Below are 16,966 nucleotides of genomic sequence, written 5' to 3' on the forward strand. Positions count from 1 at the left end.
AAACAGGGAAAAGTGATTTTCCCTGTTTTTTTCGTTTAATGAAACCGCTGGATGTTTATCAATAAGAGGTATAAAAATGACCTATTATTTCGGAGGTATAGTTTTGGATATTCAAGTAAAATTCGATGACCAAGAAAACAAAATTTTGGTAGACTTAAATGGAGATCTCGACCTGAACAGCGTCAATGACTTTAAGCGGCAGATGGATGAGGCGCTCGAAGAAAACAAAACGGATGTTTCGATCAGTTGCGTGGAGCTGCGGTATATCGATTCCACAGGACTTGGCGTTCTTGTCAGTATCCTGAAGAAAGTAAAAGAGTATGGCGGCATAATGGAGATCAAGGCACTCAAACCCTATTTGTTCAAAATTTTTGATGTGACGGGCCTGACGAATGTATTTAAAATTGAGGTGGCTGAATAATGACTGATACGGTAAGAATGAAGTTCCCGGCAAAACGGGAATATTTGAAGGCAATTCGCCTCGCTGTGGCAGGAATTGCGTGCAACAGCGCATATGATGTTGACGAAATCGAAGATTTGAAAACATGCGTTGCGGAGTCTTGTATTTTATTCCTGTGCAGACAAAAAAGCGAGATTCTGGAAGTCGTGGTGGACTGCGGCGACCACGTATCTGTTACAGTGCGTGGAGAAGGGCGGCAGGTCGTATGCGAAGAATGTGTTGAATGCACGGGATTCAGTGAAGAAATCAGCAAGTTGATGATCCAGTCTTTAAGCGACGATGCGGAGTTTGAGGAAGAAGACGGAATGCTGAGGTCGGTTTCATTTGGCAAAAGGCCGGCAGCGTAAAAGACGAGGAGTTTTCAGTGGCAGATTATACAAAGATGGACAGCGACGAGCTGTTTAAATTATATGTGAAAGAGCACGATGTTGACATCAGAAATATACTGATTGAGCGGTATCTGTATATTGCAGAGATTGCCGCAAAAAAATTCGCAGGCAGGGGCGTAGACTATGAAGATCTTTTTCAGGTTGCCAGCCTTGCGCTCGTGAAAGCGATTGAACGTTTTGAACCGGAACGGGAAATCAAGTTTTCGAGTTACGCGACTCCCTCCCTAATTGGGGAAATTAAGAATTATTTCCGGGATTCGTCGAGGGTCATGCGCCTTCCGCGCAGGGATACGGAACAACTGAAAAAAATAAAATTGTATACGCAGGAATATATGGCGCGGAATGGAAGAAAACCATCGCCACGGGAAATTGCGGCGGAGATGGATCTTTCGGTGGAGCGTGTGCTTGAAGTGCTTGAAATGCAGCAGGCAGATAACATTTTGTCTCTCGACAGCGCGCTTGCGGCAGACAGCGAAAATTTTTCCCTTGGAAATGTTCTGGGGCAGGAAGACGCAAGTTTTGAACATGTAGAGAACCATGATTTTATCAATTATTGTATGAGTCTTTTGAACGACACGGAGAAAAAAATTATTGAACAGCGTTATCTTGGAAATAAAACGCAAAAGCAAGTTGCTGATATGCTGAACGTTTCACAGATGCAGGTATCGCGTATGGAACGAAAAATCCTTAACAAATTGGCAATGGTATACAAAAAATAGGGAGCTGTATAGCGCTGGAATACCGGCTGGTTTGACATGTTCAAAATTTTTTTACATTTGTTTCGTTAGTCGTTTTTTTCTGGGGGTATGAATACCTTAGAAAAAAGTATCAGGGGTATGGAATTTTGCTGGTAAGGAAAAAGTTATTCAGTCTGAATGAACTAAATGAAGCGATCTGTTCGGTTATCAGAGGAGTAGAGCGGGAGAAAAAGCTTGATGACGAACAGGAATACCGTATTCGCCTCGTTCTAAGCGAACTGGTAGTTAATATATTTAAATATTCTGATGCGAATGAAGTAAAGCTTCAGGCAGAATATGGGCAAGACGGGCTGCATATCGTGCTTGCAGACGATGGAAGCGGTTTTGAGACAGGTCCTGTGGTCTCCAGGAATGTAACGACGCGAGAATTTTTGATGAATGAAAACGGGCGCGGCGTTTATTTGGTAAAAATGATGACGGACAGCTTCCATTATAGTGAGAGTGGAAATACAGTGGATGTGACATTAAAGCTATGATAATTCTTCAAATTGTGGTATAATACATCCGTAGCTACTGAATATGGTAGTATTGAGACAATTTGAAGAAGGATTCCGATATGGCAATTAAACGGAGAAGACGTGCAAACACTAAATTTTACCTATTTATTGGCGCTATCGCAGTGGTTGCAGTTGTCGTTCTCTTTTTTATTTTTAATCTGCAAACGGTGGAAGTGGAGCGGGGCGCGATTCCTTTCGAGGCGGAAGTCTCGGTTGTTGTCGTGAGGGATGAACAGGTTATTTCCGCGCAGAACTATGGAAAAGCGAATTATATCGCAGCCGAGGGTGAACGGGTAGAAGCGGAAGCGCCTGTGATGGAAGTATATAAATGGGGCTATAACGAAAAAGTAATGAACGATCTGATCGATTACCAGACTAAGATTGAGCAGTATCAGGAAAATGGTTTCGAGTCAGAGGAATTAACAAATTTACAAAATCAGATTACAGCGAAAGCTGTGGAGCTTCGTAATATTATAAATGGCGCGGCAGAAGGTGATGTTGTCACCGCGGAACGTGAACTTAAAGCCCTGATGGCACAGAAACAGCAATATTTGAAAGACAACGTATCTGCAGATCAGCAATTACAGGAATTTTATACACAGGAAGAGGAAATTCAAGGGCGGGTTAACAACTGGAGGCAACAATTGACAGCTCCGTCGGCAGGCGTAGTAAGTTATTATTTCGACGGAGCGGAGGATACGTTGAATGCAGCCAATATCGAAAATATAAAATCGGCGGATATTGTAGATATCCTGAATGGAACAACGAGTGTGCAGACGTCTCAGGATGAGGAAGCTGAAAAACCTGTTTACCGTCTGGTGAACAGTTTTAAATGGTATTTGGTAGTCCAGTCCGAGACGGAGATTCCGGAATTTACCAATGACAGGGAGTTTTCTGTTGCATTTGACGATTATGTTGCGCGGCAATATCAGGGCGTTGTATCAGGGACGGTGAAAGAAGAAAACGATTACCTTTATGTGATAGAAATTTCGGATGACATCGGGGAGCTTCTGAATGTACGCAGGACGGAAGCGAGGGTGTTTACCCAGTTTGAAGGACTAAAAGTTCCCGAAAAAGCGCTGAAGGAAAAGGATGGAGTAACTGGAGTTTACGTAGTCGTAGGGCGGGATAAAACTTTTGTTCCTGTGACAGTAGATATTATTAAAGATGGAAATGCGATTATTACCCCGGTGGAAGGGGAAAGCTTGTTGGCTGAACGCCAGCATGTAGAGGTGTAAGATGGGACTTTCAGAAAACATTACGGCAGTGCGGCAGAAAATTGCTTTTGCCGCGGACAGAGCGGGACGCAAGGCGGAAGATGTTACGCTTGTTGCCGTGTCAAAAACAGTGGATACAGAAACGGTAGAGGCTGCCTATCGTGAGGGATTGAGATGCTTTGGTGAAAACCGTGTACAGGAATATCTGAAAAAGAGTGAAGCATTGCCCAGCGATATCAAATGGAACTTGATTGGACAGTTGCAAACGAACAAAGTTAAGTATATAATTAATAATGGAGTAGCGTTATTACATTCTTTGGATCGTCTTTCGCTGGCACAGGAATTGCAGAAAGAATGTGTGAAGAAAAATACTTCAATTGATGCGTTGATAGAAGTAAATATTGCGAAAGAAGAGAGTAAATCCGGTTTATATTTAGAACAAGTGGATGCTTTTCTGGATGAAATTGCGGATTTTGACCGGATTTGCTTAAAGGGTTTTATGACAGTGGCGCCCTACACGGAGGATAGAACGTATTTGCGAAAGATTTTCGCACAGGCGAAGACGCTGTATGATGCAAAGAAGAAGGACTTTCCGGGATTTAAGTATTTATCTATGGGAATGTCGAACGATTATGAGGACGCAATTCTGGAAGGCTCAAATATGGTACGCGTAGGCACGGCCATTTTTGGCAGCAGAATTTATAAATAAGTAGGAGGCTTGATGCATGGCTAAGGCTAAAATTGGAGACAAGTTGCTTTCTTTTATCGGATTAGAACCGACAGATGAAGAAGAATACGAAGATGAATATGAGGATCAGGAAATGATGGATGATGATATGAGTTTCCCACCGGACGACTATGAGCCAGCTCCGGTAGAAGAGAAAAAGTTCAACAAAAAAGCCCGGGAGCATAGAGGGGATACAGGGAAAGTAATCGGGATCCCGGATACGAGCAAGGTACGGGTATTGATTTACAAGCCGGTCTCTTATGAAGATACGCAAAGTATCATCGACAATTTGAAAGAAAAGAAGCCCATTATTATTAACTTGGATGAACTTGATACCGATGTGGCGCAGCGTATTCTGGATTTTGTGAGCGGCGCTGTCTATGCGCTTAATGGGAATATTCGGAAAGCGGCACGGAATATTTTTGTGGTTGCACCGTACAATGTCGATGTATCTACGAATGCGGCGGAATCGGTTGATGATTTTGGCTTTGGCGGATATTTGGAGAGGGACTGAACCAATCGTAATTGAGGTAAACCGATGAACATCACACCAAAGGATATACTGGAAAAAGAATTTTCAAAAAAATTCAATGGCTATGATCAGGAACAGGTTGATGAATTTCTGGATGAGATCATCAAGCAGTTTGAATCTTTGTTGGAAGAAAATGAAAATATTATCGCCAAGAATGAAGAACTGAAATCCGAGGTCGCGCGGTTGAAACAAAAAGCGGATAAGCTTGAAAATGTGGAAGAAAAGCTGATGGCTACTGTGATCACGGCCCAGCGGAATGCAACCTTATATATTGAAAAGGCAGAGCTTCAGGCACAGAAAATTATGGACGTTGCGAATCAGAACGCAAAAACTGTAATTGAAAGTACACAGCTGCGTATGGAAGCGGCAAAACAGGAAATTCGCCGTTATGAAAAGCAGGTTGCAGACTATAAGCGGCGGTTTCGCTTGTTTTTGGATGAACAAATGGCGTATGCCGAATCTAAACTGGATGATGAGGCTGTATTGAAGCATCAGGCAACGGAAATCAGCCAGTCGATCAGTAATCTGACCAATCAGATAGCGGATATTGACAGCGATTCGCAGAATACGTCGATTCATTTAAACGAAATATTGAAGCAGTCAAAAGAAGAGACGGAGCATGACTTTAAGCAAAGTACTGCGAACCTTCAGGAAATTGTAAATGAAATTATTGACGATTGAAATATGATTTGCAATACCGCTTGTTTGGCAAGCGGTATTTTTTTTGCCTGGAATATGGTATAATCACCTTGACTATAAAAAATGGAGTGCAGAATATGATTTACATACTGCTGATTGCGGCGATTGTGATTGGGGACCAGGTTGCAAAATATTTTACAGTGGCAAACCTTCCGGTGGGTGGAAGCGTTACCTTTATTCCAGGATTTATGGATTTTACGCATGTTCAGAATACGGGAGCGGCATTTAGCATGTTCAGCAACGCAACATGGATACTTACCCTGCTTTCTGCGGTTATGGCGGCTGTCGTTATCTTTCTTTTGTTTAAATATAAAAAACAAGTAAATTCCAAACTCTTTAATGCTGCGATGGCGTTTATTGCCGGCGGGGCAATCGGCAACCTGATCGATAGAATCATACAGGGGTATGTTACCGACATGATGCAGTTTACCTTTGTGGATTTTGCGATTTTCAATGTTGCGGACTGCTTTGTAACATTTGGTGCGATTATGCTGGGGATATGGGTGTTATGGTTTTGGGATAAACATAAAAAAGCGGAAATAGAAGATGACGGTACTAAAAAGCAAAGTTAACTCTTCAGAGAACCAAAGACTGGATACATACCTTGTGGAGAAATATCCGCATTTTTCGCGTTCTTTTTTGAAAAATGCCATTGACCGGGAGTATATTTTACTGAACGGCGGCAGAACAAAAGCAGGCGTGAAAGTGAAGGAAGGGGATGAGATTCTCCTTGATCTTCCCAAGGCGGAGGAAATATCGGTAGAACCACAGAATATTCCGATTGAGATTATATATCAGGATGGCGATATTGCAATAATCAACAAGCCGCAGGGCATGGTGACGCATCCTGCGCCAGGAAACTATAATGGAACTCTCGTAAATGCGATTATGTATCATATGAACGATCTTTCGGGAATCAATGGAAAGCTGCGCCCCGGAATCGTTCATCGGCTTGACAAGGATACTTCGGGGCTGCTGGTGATTGCTAAAAACGATATTGCGCATAAGGCGCTTTCAGAACAAATTGCACGAAAAGAAGCAAAACGCATCTATCTTGCGCTTGTTTATGGAAATATTAAAACAGATAACGGGACGGTCAGTACGCTTATCGGGCGCGACCCGCGGGATCGAAAGAAGATGGCAGTGCTGCGGGCAGGAGGGCGCCAGGCAGTTACGCATTACAAGGTTCTTGAGCGCTATGGAGGATATACTCTTGTGGAATGCGAACTGGAAACAGGACGAACTCATCAGATTCGTGTTCACATGAAACATATCGGACATCCAGTGGTCGGCGATCCGGTTTACAGCAGACAGAAAGATAGGTATGGTCTTGACGGACAGCTTTTGCACGCAAAAAGGCTGGAACTGATCCATCCCCAAACAGGTGAAAAAATGATATTTGAAGCACCTTTGCCCGAACATTTTAAGGCGATACTTGTAAAATTAAAAAAAATGTAAAAACAGATTGAACCCTAGGATAAAATTTGCTATACTGAATGGGAAGAAAATCATACCTTTAAACTGGTCCGTTGAGAGGCCGTAAGGTGACATATCAAAGCTAGTTTTTGTGTGCCTTGCTGCGTCTTGAAATGATGTGGGAAGGCTTTTTTAATGGGAGGAATACGGGATGGAAAGCAACAGGAAAACGACAATCATGGATAGGGAAACAATGCAGCGTACGTTAAAACGCATTGCCCATCAGATTATCGAAAATACGGATGGCGCACAAGACCTCGTATTCATTGGCATTGCCCGGCGCGGCGTAACCATTGCCCGCCGGATTGCAGAATATATTCATGAATTTGAGCGGGTTGTAATTCCCATAGGGACGCTTGATATTACGTTTTATCGGGATGACCTTTCGCATGGTTCCGACCAGCCGGTTGTAGGGGCGTCAAACCTTGCATTCGATGTAAATGGAAAGAGAATCGTTCTATTCGACGATGTTCTCTATACGGGGCGTACGGCACGGGCTGCCATGGATGCGATTATGGACATGGGACGGCCAAACTTTATTAAGTTTGCCGTATTGGTAGACAGGGGACACCGGGAATTGCCGATCCGCGCCGATTTTGTTGGAAAAAATGTTCCCACAGCGGCTCATGAACTTATTTCAGTCAAGGTCACGGAATTTGACGGGGAAGAGAGCGTCGATATTTGTGATCTCAAAAACAACGATTGAACCTTATCCTGCAGATAAGGTTTTTTCATACCCATGCCGCAGCCAAAGAGCAGCGGTAAGGGAATGCATTTTATCATTCATATTATATTGGGAGGTATCATATGGAAAATTCACTTGACCAGCAAAAGGGAGTCGGCAAGAAACTGATTCTCGGATTCCAGCATCTTTTTGCTATGTTTGGCGCAACGGTGCTGGTTCCTCTTCTCACGGGGCTCAATCCCGCGGTAGCTATTTGCTGCGCCGGGATTGGCACATTAATCTTTCACCTGATTACCAAGGGAAAAGTACCGGTATTCTTGGGATCCAGCTTCGCATTTATTGGCGTCATCGTAATTGTAGCGACGCAGATTAGCGGTGTGGATCCGTCGGTAGAAGGCTATCTTGCATCCCCGGCTTACCAGGCGGCGCTGCCGTATGTAGCCATTGGCATCATAGCGGCGGGCGCTCTGTACCTGATTCTTGCTCTTGTGGTAAAACTCGTGGGCGTTAAACGCGTAATGTCAATTTTCCCGCCAGTTGTAACAGGGCCAATGATTATGGTAATCGGGCTCACACTCGCGCCGACGGCATTTAACAATATCATTACCGCACCGGCAGCGGAGGGCGTTGCGGATATTTTGTGGATGCGCTGGGTGATTGCGCTGATCGTTGTTGTAACGATGGTAGTTATCTCGATTTTTGCCAAAGGATTTTTCAAACTAGTACCGATTATCATTGCCATTGCAGTAGGATATATCTGCGCGGCATTGATGGGGCAGGTGGATTTTTCCGGATTCCAGAATGGCGCGAATCTTGGATTTCAGGTACCGCCATTCAACATCTTCCTGACGCATGATCTGGAGCCTGCAGGCGTTTTAACATCCGTCAGTATTATTGCGCCGATTGCGATTGTTACCTTTATGGAACATATCGGCGATATTACGACTAACGGCGCTGTCGTTGGGAAAAATTTCCTGGAGGATCCGGGCCTGCACAGAACCTTGATGGGTGACGGTATTGCAACGATGGTCGCCGGCTTCCTCGGTGGACCCGCCAATACAACCTATGGCGAGAACACGGGTGTTCTGGCCGTAACGAAAAACTATAATCCGGTTACGCTGCGCATTGCGGCGGTATTTGCTATCGTCATCAGCTTTTTTGGTGTATTTACCGCATTCCTTGGCTCTATACCGGGCGCGGTTATGGGTGGGGTTTCTATTCTGCTCTTTGGCATGATTGCAACAATCGGACTGCGGACGCTGGCAGAAGCGAAGCTCGATTTTACACACAGCCGCAATCTGATTATTGTTTCCCTGATGCTGGTTATTGGCCTCGGCCTTTCCGGCGGCATCCAGTTCTCGGAATCGTTTACGCTCTCAAATATTTTCCTGAGCGCGCTTGCGGGAATTATACTCAATATTGTACTTCCAAAGAACATTTAGGCTGGGGAGCGGGCGGGATATCCCGCCCGCTGCTCTCTCTATAAAGGAGTTTTATGTCGATATTCATTCAAAATATCACGGCTGTAAATGCAGACGGTATTCAAAAAAATGTGGATATCCTTATTGAAGGAGAGCGCATTACGGAAATGGGAATGGGACTTGCAAGAAATGCGGCCCGCGTAATTGACGGGGCCGGCCTTACAGCGTTCCCTGGATTTTTGGAGATGCATTGTCATCTGCGCGATCCGGGCCTTGTACATAAGGAAGATATTGTAACCGGCACGCGTGCAGCGGCGGCGGGAGGATATACCGCTGTGTGCTGCATGCCGAATACAAAGCCTGTGACAGATAGCGCGGAGGTTGTAAGATACATCATCGAAAAAGCGAAAAAGTCAGGTTTTGCAGAGGTTCTGCCAGTCGCCGCGGTTACGCGGGGCATGCGGGGGGAAGAACTCACGGACTTTGCAGGGCTTCTAAAAGCAGGAGCGGTAGCTTTTTCGGATGACGGGATGCCCGTTGCAGAGGATGAAATAATTCTTGCGGCAATGAGGCGCGCAAAGGAACTTCACGCGCTGCTGATGCTGCACGAGGAAGATTTGGCCAAACGCGGAAACGGAGTAGTGCATGACGGGGAAAATGCGCGCAAAGCAGGAATTGCCGGGATACCGCGTGCCATAGAAGAGACAATGACGGCCCGTGATATCTTTTATGCGGAAAAGCTGGGCGTACCGATTCATATTTGCCATGTATCCACGGCGGGAAGTGTGGAGCTTGTACGGCGGGCAAAAGCAAACGGCGTACCTGTGACATGTGAGACAGGCCCTCATTATTTTTCTATTACGGATGAAAAGATATTGGATCGAAATCCAAATGCAAAGGTAAACCCGCCGCTGCGGGAAAAGGAAGATATGCTGGCCGTGCGGCAAGGAATTGCCGATGGAACGATTGATGTGATTGCGACCGACCATGCACCCCACAGCGAAGAGGAAAAAGCGCGGGAAATTGAAGATGCTCCCTTTGGGATGATTGGTTTCGAAACAGCGCTTCCGCTTACCGTGACAAATCTGCTTTGCCCGGGCATAATCGGGCTTACAGATATCGCAAGGCTGCTTTCCAAACGGCCACATGAGCTTCTCGGAATCGCGGGCGGTGAGCTCAAAAAAAATGTATGCGCAGATATTACGATATGCGACACAAATGAGAAATTCGTGTATAATAAAGATATGATTGCTTCAAAAGCGAAAAACAGTCCGTTTCTGGGAATGGAACTGAGGGGGCGCGTATGCTATACGATCAGGAAGGGGAAGTTTACCTATGATAGACAAGCTGATTGAGCAGATTATAGAAAAAAAGAGCCCGATTTGCGTGGGGCTCGATACAAAATTTGATTATATTCCGCAGGAGTTTTTATCCCATGAATTTTCGACGGATGCTCTTACCTATGCGGCGAACAATATATTCCAGTATAACTGCGCGCTGGTAGATGCCGTTGCAGATATTGTGCCGGCTGTGAAGGTACAGGCCGCCTATTACGAGATGTATGGCTGCGAAGGCATGAAAGCTTTTCGTGATACGATCCGCTATGCGAAAAATGCAGGGCTTATTGTGATTGCGGACGTAAAGCGAAATGATATCGGCGCGACAGCTACGGCATATTCAAGCGCTTATATTGGCAGGACAAAGATTGGAGAAGAAGAAATTCCCGTTTTCGATGCGGATTTTGCAACGGTGAACGGCTATCTTGGTACGGATGGGATCGCCCCGTTTGTAGAAGACTGTAAAAGATATGACAAGGGAATCTTCGTACTGGTAAAAACATCAAACAAAAGTTCGGGGGAAATACAGGATCTTGAATTCGGGCATAAAACAATTTATGACCGTATGGCAGACTATGTGCAAGAGTGGGGAGAAGGATGCATTGGAATCTACGGCTATTCTTCCATTGGGGCGGTGATCGGGGCGACGTACCCACAGCAGGCGGCCCGTATCCGGGAAACGCATCCGCACATTTTTGTGCTTATTCCGGGATATGGGGCGCAGGGCGGCAGTGCGGAAGGACTGCTGCCGAATTTTGACAGGAAGGGCCTTGGAGGAATCGTGAACAATTCGCGTGCGATACTGACTGCTTACCGTAATGAGGCGTATGCGAAGATGCCTTTCGACCAAGCGGCGAGGGAAGCGACGCTTGCAATGCAGCGTGATATCCTTGATACTTTTGATAAAAATGGAATTTCATACGATGAATAAGGGAGCGTAAAATAATGGCGTATCTGACACTGGAAGACGGAACAATATTCAAAGGAGAATCCTTCGGGGCGAAAATTGATATTATGGGGGAGGTTGTATTCAACACGGGTATGACGGGATATCAGGAGGTGCTGACCGATCCGTCCTATTGCGGCCAAATTGTGACGATGACGTATCCAATGATTGGGAATTACGGCATTGACGAGGCAATTTCGGAATCTTCCGGACCGCAGGTACGTGCCTTCGTTATGCGTGAGCTTTGCAAAGAGCCTTCCAACTGGAATTGCAGGGAGACCTTGCAAGAGTATTTGGAACGGTATAATATCGTTGGTCTCGCGGGGATCGATACGCGTGAGCTGACACGGAAGCTGCGCGATAAGGGAACGATGCATGGCATCATCACGCAGGTTCCTCCGTCCGTCCACCAGATTGAAGAGATGAAGGTATTTGAAGTAGAACGGCCGGTGGACAAAACGACTTGTGCGAAGAAATATCAATATTGTGTGGGAGAGCGCAAGGTAGCGGTGCTTGATTTTGGCCTGAAACGCAATATTCTCCGCAGCCTTGAAAAACGCGGATGCGGACTTACGGTATTCCCAGCCAGGACAGACCCGCAGGAAATTCTTGAGGGGAACTTTGACGGCCTTATGCTAACCAATGGGCCGGGGGATCCAAAGGTAAACACAGAGATCATTGAAAATCTAAAGCAGCTAATTGGAAAGCTGCCGATTTTTGGCATCTGTCTCGGACACCAGCTTGTTGCCCTTGCCATGGGAGCGGATACGGAGAAATTGAAATATGGCCATCGGGGAGCAAACCATCCTGTAAAGGATATGCAGAAAAATAAAGTATATATTACTTCGCAGAATCACGGCTATACGATTATGAGCCGTTCGCTTCCGGCATGTGCGGTCGTTTCGCACAAAAATTGGAATGATCAGACGATTGAGGGCGTAAAATATATCGGGTATCCGATGTTCACAGTCCAATTCCATCCGGAAGCTGCGCCTGGGCCGGAAGATACGGCCTACCTGTTCGACGAATTTATCGAGCTCATTGACAGGAAGAGAAGGTCATGATTAAAAAGCATTTTACGGAGAAGGTTCTTGCAAACGAACTGATTGCACAAAACACCTATTTGATGAGGCTTACGTGCACAGAGGATTTTTTGCGGATTTATCGTCCCGGGCAGTTTGCCCACATTGAAATACCACATGCAAAGGATCTTTTGCTGCGCAGGCCGATCAGCATCAATTATGTGGACTTCGAAAAAAAGGAAGTTCATCTGGCCTATAATGCCGTTGGCAAAGGAACCAGACTCCTTTCGCTTGTTCGCGCGGGAGACATGCTCGATGTGCTGATGCCGCTGGGAAATGGTTTCCAGCTTGCGGGCGATATGAAACGGGTATGGTTGGTTGGAGGCGGAATTGGAATTGCTCCCTTGAAATCGCTTTACTGCAAATATCCGGATCGGGAATATACGGCGTTTTTGGGATATCGCAGCCGGGAATGCGTGTACGAGGCACATGACTTTGAATTGTTTGCCAAAACACATATTACAACCGACGACGGCAGCTATTGTATCCGTGGTTTTTGCACCGACGTATTGCGTGCAGAGCTTGAAGAAAGCGGGCCGCCGGATGTGATTCTTGCATGCGGGCCGCATGTGTTTTTCAAATCCCTTGCAAAGGTGGTGGGAGAGATTCCTACGTTTGTCTCCCTGGAGCAGCATATGGGATGCGGAACCGGAGGCTGTGCGACCTGCGTGTGCAAGGTTGGGGGCCAATACAAGAAGGTGTGCTTGCAAGGACCTGTCTTTAATATCCGGGAGGTGGATTCGCTTTATGACTGATATGCGTGTAAATATAGCGGGCGTAGAGCTGAAAAATCCTATCGTTACCGCCTCAGGGACGTTTGGTTTTGCCGAGGAATATGCACTTTATACGGATCTTTCCCGGCTGGGCGGGATTGCCTTGAAGGCGCTGACACGGGAACCGCGTTTGGGGAATCCGCCTGTTCGTATCGCGGAGACGGCGAGTGGGGTACTGAATTCGGTTGGGCTCCAAAATCCTGGAGTTGATGAGTTTTTGAGGACAACGTGGCTTCGGATAAAAGAGATTGATACCGTAAAGATTGCCAACATTGCGGGCGCATGTGTGGAAGACTATATTTATGTTGCCGAGCGCCTGAATGATACTGGAATCGATCTTTTTGAGGTCAATGTATCTTGTCCGAATGTAAAGCATGGCGGCGTCAACTTTGGAACAGATGAAAAGACGCTGCGCGGCGTAGTGGAGGAAGTTAAAAAAGTTTCCAAAAAACCGCTGATTGTGAAATTAACGCCTAATGTGACCCATATTGCGGATATGGCGAAGGCTGCGGCGGATGGCGGAGCAGATGTACTGTCTCTGATTAATACCATCACCGGGATGGCAATTAACGCAGTCACCAGAAAGCCGGTTCTTGCCAATGTTACAGGGGGACTCTCCGGTCCTGCGGTGAAGCCTGTTGCCTTGCGGATGGTATGGGAAGTCTATCGTGCGAACCTCGGACTGCCAATTATTGGTATGGGCGGAATCATGACGGGAGAGGATGCCGCCGAATTTATGATCGCTGGAGCAGACGCTGTGATGGTTGGAACTGCTACGATGCGCAACCCATCGGCAGCGAAAGAAATTGGATTTGAACTGGAGCAATTTGCAGATAAAATAGGATTGGAACGGATCGGAGACTTGACTGGTTCGCTGAATATAGAATGAGGAGAGGTATTGATACATGATGACACAAGAAGAAATCATTGCGATTTTTAAGGAAAAAGAAGTGATGCTGGAAGGCCATTTTTTACTGACATCAGGGCGGCATTCGGATAAATATATGCAGTGCGCAAAACTGTTTCAGTATCCGGATGTATCGGAAAAGATCTGCGCACAGCTTGCAGAGCAATTCTCAGATATGAAGATCGACCTTGTGGTGGGGCCGGCGATTGGCGGAATTATTATGGCTTATGAAATGTCGCACCAGCTTGGTGTAAAAAATATTTTTGCAGAGCGTGAAGACGGAAAAATGACTTTGCGCCGCGGTTTTACCGTGGAACCGGGAGCAAAGATACTTGTGACGGAAGACGTCGTCACGACAGGCGGCTCTGTGAAAGAAGTGATTGCGCTGCTTGAGGAAATGGGAGCCGAAGTTGTCGGCGTAGGCAGCGTCGTTGACCGCAGTGCGGGTGGAGTGGATTTTGGCGTACCCTTCCGTGCGGTACTTTCCATGGAAGTCAAATCCTACGAACCGGATGAATGCCCAATCTGCAAAACGGACATACCGCTCATAAAACCGGGAAGCAGGAAACTTCCAGTAAAATAGTATAACAGAAAAAGAGCCGCGGATTTAGCTGCGGCTCTCTTTTGTTTCCGATAATGACAGATAGCACGGCGCATGGAAACGAAGTCCACGTTGGAACCATTTATTAAATGGCCAGATAGCGTCGATTCTTTGGGGCACCGGGCTGTGAAAGAAAAGCTTTTTGTCATATAAACGTATATCGTAAAATCCTTCCCCAGCATCTTTTGCCCCGAGATTGACATAAAAACTGCGTATTTCCCGCCCAAGAAGGTTATCCGCACAGATTTTACAATATTTGCGCGTCAGCACGACAGGCGGGATCCTGCGGCGTATGATGGATGGGATGTGGAAATCACCTTCAAAATAAGCACGCGTACTTTCGTCAGGATAGTCTGCATATGCAATCAACTTTTTCAATATATTGCCATGATACCATAGGAACATGCGATCGTTAAGCTGGACATAATCCCAACTGCCTGCTACAGGCGAAAGCTGAAGGCGGATCCGGTCTTTATTGGAAAGGGAATACCAGCCATTCGGGGAATGACCTCGCTTGATAATATACCGATCCGGGATGGGAAGGTTCCGGTTTTCATTCCTGTCGATTCCTTCAGTGAACAAATCATAGATTTCATCCCTGATATCCATTAGTTTTCCTCCGTGGGCATATAAAGGGCCCCCCTATGTGCGTCCACATAGACCGTAAAATAGTCGTCATAAGTTACCTTACCCGGACGGGCGGACGGCGGTTTTTTGAGGTTTTTCCGCTGCGTATAATCGACGGGGGTTTTCCCGGACTGGCGCGCACGGGAGTGTGCCGCTGCGAGCTCGGCCGCCATGACGATGGTTTCGTCGTCAATATCGTCAAGCGGTACACCGTTTGTGACCAGAAGCACATGTGAACCGGGAATCTTTTGCGTATGGAACCAAATATCGTCTTTTGAAGCGGTACGCATAGTGAGCTGGTCGTTTTGCCTGTCATTTTTTCCGACATAAATTTCATAACCGCTGGGGGATTTGAAACGAAGAGGATGAGACTGAACTTCCGGCTCTTTTTTGTTTTTGGGGGGAGCGGAAAGATATCCCGCACGCACAAGTGTATGCCGGATATCGGCAATATCCTCAGGCGTTTCCGCATTCTCTGTAAAGTGAAGCGCTCCTTCCAGAAAATCTTCCTCTTCACGGGCGTCTGCCAGCTTTTTCGCGCTGATTGCGGATGCGGTTTTCAACTTACTGATCTTCTTATAAAGCTTTTGTGCCGTTTCCTGCGGCGTACGCGATACGTCGAGGGAAACTATGACAGTTTTGCCAGTTTCGTAATCCACAGCCTCAAAATCTTTCATGCCTTTTTTCAGCCGATAGATATTCGCTGTGATAAGATCGGCACGTTTTTGCAGCTTCTGTTCTTTGGCGGCATCGCGCAGTGTAGCTTCATATACGCCGATCAACTTTTGCAGTTTGACATAGATTTTATGAACTGCCTTGTAAAGGGATTCCTTTTGCTGCCTCAAACGAGAAATCAGCAGACGCTGGCTATAATAAAAATCCAGCGTCTCATTGACGGTAGGGAAATCTTTCCGCATTTCGGCTGGATAGGTTTCATAGGGGATGCATGAAAAAAAAACGGGCATTCTGTCGGTATTGAATTGCACGCATGGTGCAGGCCTGGAAACAGCCTGTTGCAGGAAGCTTCGCATACTCCCGGCAAGACGTTCCGCCAGTTTCGAAGATAATTCGGACGTAAGAAATACGCCGATTCCGGAACGCTGCAGGATTTCTTGTGCAGTTTGCAGCGAAAGACCGTCGAAAGTAGAAACCATGTGATTGATGATTTTGGTATCCTTATGTGTTGTAAGAGCTTCTGCAAGCGTCGTAGGAGAAAGCGAAAGAGGATCGAATTTTGTCTGGGGCGGATTTTCATACCGCGCCCCGGGCAAAACCTGCCGTTTACTGCTCATATCCACAGATACACGCCGAATACTGTCGAGAATTTTATCGTTTGCATCCGTAAGGATAATATTGGAGTACTTCCCCATGATTTCAATCACAAGTTTAAGCGTAATGGGGTGGAGAAGTTCGTCTTTTGTTTCAAGCGTAAAGATGACGACACGATCAAGGCCGCGCTGCCCGATGTCTGTAATGCGGGCTCCGGTCAGGTATTTACGTAAGAACATGCAAAAAACCGGCGGCACTTTGGGATTTTCTTTTGCGGTACGCGTAAGGTAGAGGGCACAATCGCCCGCATCCGCACTCAGCACCAAACGGAGCGTCCCTTCCGCGGCAGAATAGAGCTGGAGCACAACCTCTTCTTTGCCGGGCATCAGCACCTTTTGTATCTTAGCGTCGGCGCAGCGTTCTTTCAGTTCATTTACGCACATATGTAATGTCAAGCCATCCAATGTCATAAAGCATCCTCCATTTTATTATTATACCACATCCAATTGTATGAACACAGGAATTGTGCTAAAATGAACACAGCAAATAAATGGGGGATTGCT

Annotated in this window: 20 protein-coding genes; 18 read left to right on the forward strand and 2 right to left on the reverse strand. The window is 46.2% G+C overall.

The window, feature by feature from the left end; all coding sequences use genetic code 11:
- Positions 1–103: 103 nt before the first annotated feature.
- The 18 genes from H8S18_RS00980 (at position 104) to pyrE (ending at position 14,489) form a co-directional block, all read left to right on the forward strand.
- A complete protein-coding gene (locus H8S18_RS00980) occupies positions 104–421 on the forward strand; it encodes an STAS domain-containing protein (RefSeq protein ID WP_186856448.1) in 318 nt (105 codons plus the stop codon).
- Positions 421–807, forward strand: a complete 387-nt coding sequence (locus tag H8S18_RS00985; protein ID WP_186856449.1) for an ATP-binding protein — start codon at positions 421–423, stop codon at positions 805–807. The genes H8S18_RS00980 and H8S18_RS00985 overlap by 1 nt, the downstream gene beginning before the upstream one ends.
- 17 nt (positions 808–824) lie before the next feature.
- Entirely contained in the window at positions 825–1,568 is a 744-nt protein-coding gene (locus H8S18_RS00990) for a sigma-70 family RNA polymerase sigma factor (RefSeq protein ID WP_186856450.1), read from the forward strand.
- Positions 1,569–1,693: 125 nt separating this feature from the next.
- Complete coding sequence (locus tag H8S18_RS00995; protein WP_186856451.1) at positions 1,694–2,083, forward strand: ATP-binding protein; 390 nt, start codon at positions 1,694–1,696, stop codon at positions 2,081–2,083.
- A gap of 80 nt (positions 2,084–2,163) precedes the next feature.
- A complete protein-coding gene (locus H8S18_RS01000) occupies positions 2,164–3,342 on the forward strand; it encodes an HlyD family efflux transporter periplasmic adaptor subunit (protein WP_186856452.1) in 1,179 nt (392 codons plus the stop codon).
- Position 3,343: 1 nt separating this feature from the next.
- Complete coding sequence (locus tag H8S18_RS01005; protein WP_186856453.1) at positions 3,344–4,030, forward strand: YggS family pyridoxal phosphate-dependent enzyme; 687 nt, start codon at positions 3,344–3,346, stop codon at positions 4,028–4,030.
- Between the two features lie 16 nt (positions 4,031–4,046).
- Positions 4,047–4,562, forward strand: a complete 516-nt coding sequence (locus H8S18_RS01010) for a cell division protein SepF (protein WP_186856454.1) — start codon at positions 4,047–4,049, stop codon at positions 4,560–4,562.
- Positions 4,563–4,586: 24 nt separating this feature from the next.
- Positions 4,587–5,261 (forward strand): DivIVA domain-containing protein, encoded by a 675-nt coding sequence (locus H8S18_RS01015; RefSeq protein WP_186856455.1) that lies wholly within the window; start codon positions 4,587–4,589, stop codon positions 5,259–5,261.
- Positions 5,262–5,356: 95 nt separating this feature from the next.
- Positions 5,357–5,851, forward strand: a complete 495-nt coding sequence (gene lspA, locus H8S18_RS01020; protein WP_186856456.1) for a signal peptidase II — start codon at positions 5,357–5,359, stop codon at positions 5,849–5,851.
- Positions 5,826–6,737: an RluA family pseudouridine synthase gene (locus tag H8S18_RS01025; RefSeq protein WP_186856457.1), complete on the forward strand. Its 912-nt coding sequence runs from the start codon at positions 5,826–5,828 to the stop codon at positions 6,735–6,737. The genes lspA and H8S18_RS01025 overlap by 26 nt, the downstream gene beginning before the upstream one ends.
- A 169-nt stretch (positions 6,738–6,906) precedes the next feature.
- Entirely contained in the window at positions 6,907–7,461 is a 555-nt protein-coding gene (gene pyrR / locus H8S18_RS01030; RefSeq protein WP_186856458.1) for a bifunctional pyr operon transcriptional regulator/uracil phosphoribosyltransferase PyrR, read from the forward strand.
- Between the two features lie 101 nt (positions 7,462–7,562).
- Positions 7,563–8,882, forward strand: a complete 1,320-nt coding sequence (locus tag H8S18_RS01035) for a uracil-xanthine permease family protein (RefSeq protein WP_186856459.1) — start codon at positions 7,563–7,565, stop codon at positions 8,880–8,882.
- Positions 8,883–8,935: 53 nt separating this feature from the next.
- A complete protein-coding gene (locus tag H8S18_RS01040; protein WP_186856460.1) occupies positions 8,936–10,216 on the forward strand; it encodes a dihydroorotase in 1,281 nt (426 codons plus the stop codon).
- Complete coding sequence (gene pyrF, locus H8S18_RS01045; RefSeq protein WP_186856461.1) at positions 10,197–11,129, forward strand: orotidine-5'-phosphate decarboxylase; 933 nt, start codon at positions 10,197–10,199, stop codon at positions 11,127–11,129. Before H8S18_RS01040 ends, pyrF begins: the two co-directional genes overlap by 20 nt.
- A gap of 11 nt (positions 11,130–11,140) precedes the next feature.
- Positions 11,141–12,208 carry a carbamoyl phosphate synthase small subunit gene (locus H8S18_RS01050; RefSeq protein WP_186856931.1) on the forward strand — a complete coding sequence of 356 codons (1,068 nt, stop codon included), beginning with the start codon at positions 11,141–11,143 and terminating at the stop codon, positions 12,206–12,208.
- Positions 12,205–12,981 carry a dihydroorotate dehydrogenase electron transfer subunit gene (locus tag H8S18_RS01055; protein WP_186856462.1) on the forward strand — a complete coding sequence of 259 codons (777 nt, stop codon included), beginning with the start codon at positions 12,205–12,207 and terminating at the stop codon, positions 12,979–12,981. Before H8S18_RS01050 ends, H8S18_RS01055 begins: the two co-directional genes overlap by 4 nt.
- Entirely contained in the window at positions 12,974–13,888 is a 915-nt protein-coding gene (locus H8S18_RS01060; protein WP_186856463.1) for a dihydroorotate dehydrogenase, read from the forward strand. The genes H8S18_RS01055 and H8S18_RS01060 overlap by 8 nt, the downstream gene beginning before the upstream one ends.
- A gap of 19 nt (positions 13,889–13,907) precedes the next feature.
- A complete protein-coding gene (gene pyrE / locus H8S18_RS01065) occupies positions 13,908–14,489 on the forward strand; it encodes an orotate phosphoribosyltransferase (protein ID WP_186856932.1) in 582 nt (193 codons plus the stop codon).
- Positions 14,490–14,513: 24 nt separating this feature from the next.
- On the opposite strand, the gene H8S18_RS01070 is transcribed toward pyrE, so the two are convergent.
- Together H8S18_RS01070 and H8S18_RS01075 are read right to left on the reverse strand one after the other, a co-directional pair.
- Positions 14,514–15,116, reverse strand: a complete 603-nt coding sequence (locus tag H8S18_RS01070) for a hypothetical protein (RefSeq protein ID WP_186856464.1) — start codon at positions 15,114–15,116, stop codon at positions 14,514–14,516.
- Entirely contained in the window at positions 15,116–16,873 is a 1,758-nt protein-coding gene (locus H8S18_RS01075) for an Rqc2 family fibronectin-binding protein (protein WP_186856465.1), read from the reverse strand. The genes H8S18_RS01070 and H8S18_RS01075 overlap by 1 nt, the downstream gene beginning before the upstream one ends.
- Positions 16,874–16,966 lie beyond the last annotated feature (93 nt).

The sequence above is a fragment of the Christensenella tenuis genome, from assembly GCF_014287795.1.
Taxonomy (GTDB): Bacteria; Bacillota; Clostridia; order Christensenellales; family Christensenellaceae; genus Christensenella; species Christensenella tenuis.

Coding starts and splice junctions, on each gene's coding strand:
- H8S18_RS00985 (WP_186856449.1), top strand. CDS start 421: ATGACTGATACGGTAAGAATGAAGTTCCCGGCAAAACGGGAATATTTG.
- H8S18_RS01000 (WP_186856452.1), top strand. CDS start 2,164: ATGGCAATTAAACGGAGAAGACGTGCAAACACTAAATTTTACCTATTT.
- H8S18_RS01005 (WP_186856453.1), top strand. CDS start 3,344: ATGGGACTTTCAGAAAACATTACGGCAGTGCGGCAGAAAATTGCTTTT.
- H8S18_RS01010 (WP_186856454.1), top strand. CDS start 4,047: ATGGCTAAGGCTAAAATTGGAGACAAGTTGCTTTCTTTTATCGGATTA.
- H8S18_RS01015 (WP_186856455.1), top strand. CDS start 4,587: ATGAACATCACACCAAAGGATATACTGGAAAAAGAATTTTCAAAAAAA.
- lspA (WP_186856456.1), top strand. CDS start 5,357: ATGATTTACATACTGCTGATTGCGGCGATTGTGATTGGGGACCAGGTT.
- H8S18_RS01025 (WP_186856457.1), top strand. CDS start 5,826: ATGACGGTACTAAAAAGCAAAGTTAACTCTTCAGAGAACCAAAGACTG.
- pyrR (WP_186856458.1), top strand. CDS start 6,907: ATGGAAAGCAACAGGAAAACGACAATCATGGATAGGGAAACAATGCAG.
- H8S18_RS01035 (WP_186856459.1), top strand. CDS start 7,563: ATGGAAAATTCACTTGACCAGCAAAAGGGAGTCGGCAAGAAACTGATT.
- H8S18_RS01040 (WP_186856460.1), top strand. CDS start 8,936: ATGTCGATATTCATTCAAAATATCACGGCTGTAAATGCAGACGGTATT.
- pyrF (WP_186856461.1), top strand. CDS start 10,197: ATGATAGACAAGCTGATTGAGCAGATTATAGAAAAAAAGAGCCCGATT.
- H8S18_RS01055 (WP_186856462.1), top strand. CDS start 12,205: ATGATTAAAAAGCATTTTACGGAGAAGGTTCTTGCAAACGAACTGATT.
- H8S18_RS01060 (WP_186856463.1), top strand. CDS start 12,974: ATGACTGATATGCGTGTAAATATAGCGGGCGTAGAGCTGAAAAATCCT.
- pyrE (WP_186856932.1), top strand. CDS start 13,908: ATGACACAAGAAGAAATCATTGCGATTTTTAAGGAAAAAGAAGTGATG.
- H8S18_RS01070 (WP_186856464.1), bottom strand. CDS start 15,116: ATGGATATCAGGGATGAAATCTATGATTTGTTCACTGAAGGAATCGAC.
- H8S18_RS01075 (WP_186856465.1), bottom strand. CDS start 16,873: ATGACATTGGATGGCTTGACATTACATATGTGCGTAAATGAACTGAAA.